This is a genomic window from Helicobacter labetoulli (assembly GCF_003670275.1).
GTDB classification, from domain to species: Bacteria; Campylobacterota; Campylobacteria; order Campylobacterales; family Helicobacteraceae; genus Helicobacter_C; species Helicobacter_C labetoulli.
Genome location: NZ_QXJF01000010.1, coordinates 22,897 through 25,765 on the forward strand (window position 1 = coordinate 22,897; position 2,869 = coordinate 25,765).

Below are 2,869 nucleotides of genomic sequence, written 5' to 3' on the forward strand. Positions count from 1 at the left end.
AGATTCTACAAAGGGGCGGACATCTTTTGTCTCTCCTAGATACTCTATAATCCCTTGCTTTTCCCACGCTAGAATCTGCTCTTTACTTATCGCACTAGGATTGTTACAATCGCTTGAGCCTAAGAGCTTAAAGCGGATTTTTAGCGACACTGCATTGTTTATGCCCCCCCCCCATTAGATTCTATCTTATTAGCCTTTTGCATAGATTCTTGCACCATTTTTGCCGCTTCTACAAACTCGCCCACGCCCTTATCCCAAAGCATTCTAGCCACGAGCAAAAAGACAATTTCCCCTTGTGTCTCTTGCTTCTGTGCTTTGACATCGCTCTTTTTAGGGCAGAAATACTCCGTATCCACCCCCTCACTATCAAGCAAAAAGGCTTGATTTGTGCTAATGAGCCTACGAGCTAAAAATTCTTGCTTGTCATCATTGTTTAAAAACCACACTTCTTGCGTGGCTTTAAGAGCAAAGCGATACATTTGACACACGATGAAGCGTAAAATACTCTTTTTAAGGCTACTTTTTTCACCCTTATCGTTGATAAACACATAGCCAAGCCCTGTGATGATGGCAATATTTGGGATTTTTAAGGCATTACACACGCTTGAAGAGTAAATAGCTGGTTTTATGGTGTAGTTAAACACAAGAGCTGGGCGTATGCGTCTTAAGAGCTTGTAGAGTGCATATGTGGTGCGTAGGTCTTTAAATGGATTGAGTGAGCGAGAATCTAGGCGGATATTATGCGTGGTAAAGCCCTCTTGGTTTAGGGTTTGTGTGCTTGCATCAAAGGGAGCTATGATATGGATAGCAAAGCCGCTTTTTTGCAAGGATTTTAGGACTTGGAGGCGGAAGTTATACATACCAAAGCAAGTATTACTCACAAAGGCTAGCACAGGCGATTCAGCTTTGGGTAGGCAATGCGATTGATTGACTAAATTTTGGGAATAGTCATTACCGCCTAGGTAACTCCTACCCCAAAATTTAGTCAAAGCAACCACAGCCCCACCGCAATTCTTAGAATCGTTTGGGGCATAGTCATCGCAAAGCGCAGTTTCTTTAGAATCCATTGCTTCACCACTAGAATCTACTTTTTGAAAAACGGCGTTTTTATTCTCATTGCGAGCTTTGTTTTGCCAAGTGTGGTAATCCCCAAAATCTGCGGAATGACTACCCAAAACAAGCGAAGCGTTCGGCATTAGCCGATGTTTCTTTAGTAAAGCTGAATCTATACAGGAGCTCACAGCTCTTTTATAGCACCTAACAATCCGCGCTACATCAAAACGCCCTTTGACAAAAGCCCTAGCATTTGCTCCCATTTGTGCTAGGTTTGGGGCTGTATTTGAGGCAAGTAAAGTCATCGCAAGGCTTAGAGCGTGCGTGTCTTTGGGTGGGATAAGGATACCATTTTGCCCGATAAGGAGATTTTCATAGGGTGTGAAAGGTGGGGCGACACACTCCTTGCACCCTGCAATATTTGTGGCAATGATTGCTTTGCCCATACTCATTGCCTCTAGCAAAACTCTAGGCACACCCTCTTTATATGAGCTTGGCAGCACCACACAGGAGGCGGATTCTACAAAGGGGCGGACATCTTTTGTCTCTCCTAGATACTCTATAATCCCTTGCTTTTCCCACGCTAGAATCTGCTCTTTACTTATCGCACTAGGATTGTTACAATCACTTGAGCCTAGCAGTTGGAACTTAGAGAGCTTGAAGCATTTTATCTCTAAAGACATTGATAAGCCTTTAGAGTGGTAGAGAAAGAAAAATTAAAGTATTTTAGAGTTTGATTGTGCCTAGGCTTAGGGTGTAAATCAGTGTGCGGATATAAGTAAGGCAGCGATTCCAATACTGCAATGACAATATACAGGAGAGCAGATATTGTGAGCGGATTTTGCGTGTGTAGGCTGGGATTTTTGGCGTTGGGATAAGCCCGGCTTCCACAAGGGGTATAAGCGGAGCTAAGGTTTTGGCAATAGAGTGTGAAGAATCGTGCAAGTCTTGAGATGTAAGATTCTGCGAAGATTCTATTATATCCCCCCCCCCGTGTAATAGAGTATGTCGTGATTCTAGGATAATGAGTGCGGCGAGGTCTTTGCTCATTGTTTGTGCTATGCGTGGCATAAGCGGATTTATAGATTCTAGGCTGTGGCTTAGGGGGCGTAGAGCAGAGATGATATAGCACATATCGTTTATTTTTTTGAGTTTGGCTTGTGGGTTTTGCGTAATGGAATTATCATTTAGGCAATACACATAAAGTCTAGAATCCACGCTTACATAGCTTTTAGCAAATGCACTGATGACAAAAAATTTGAGCATATCCTCTGCCATTAAAAGTTTTTGGCTTGTAAATGATTCAAGGTAGGGCAGTGTTTTTTTGACAAGAGAGGTTTTGTAGCATTTATCCCATAGGGTAAATTTAGGAAACTGCCTAGAATCTAGGAAAAAATTATAAGCGATTTGCTCATTGTGCAGGGGAGTTTTGCAAAAACGCGTAGGCAAAATATAGCGGAGATAATGTGTGAGCTTTGCTAGGGGCTTAGTTTGTTTATTGGCTGTATAGTGGGATTTAAAGTGAATAATATCCGGGGTAGATTCTAAAGTGTTTGAATCTGTAAGAGATTGGGTATTGTGCGTGGGGGCTAAAGTGGAATTTGTGATGTGCTGAAGCATTTTTTCACAGGTATTTGGTTTTAAATAATCATCAGCATCTAAAAAGGCTATGTATGCTCCATCTGCTGCTTTTATTCCCTCAATGCGTGTGCCAAAAGTGCCGAGATTTTTTTCATTATGGATTATGCGGATTCTGCTATCTCTATCCGCATAGCTTTGAGCTATTTTTATAGAATCATCACTCCCGCAGTCATCA

General features: G+C 42.1%; 2 protein-coding genes. Both read right to left on the bottom strand.

Going from position 1 to position 2,869, the window contains the following annotated elements:
- Positions 1-158: 158 nt before the first annotated feature.
- Positions 159-1,736 (bottom strand): glycosyltransferase, encoded by a 1,578-nt coding sequence (locus tag EBF12_RS12200; protein WP_121726901.1) that lies wholly within the window; start codon positions 1,734-1,736, stop codon positions 159-161.
- Positions 1,737-1,779: 43 nt separating this feature from the next.
- On the bottom strand, positions 1,780-2,869 hold a 1,090-nt coding region (locus tag EBF12_RS06295; RefSeq protein ID WP_157979068.1), incomplete at its 5' end, for a glycosyltransferase family 2 protein.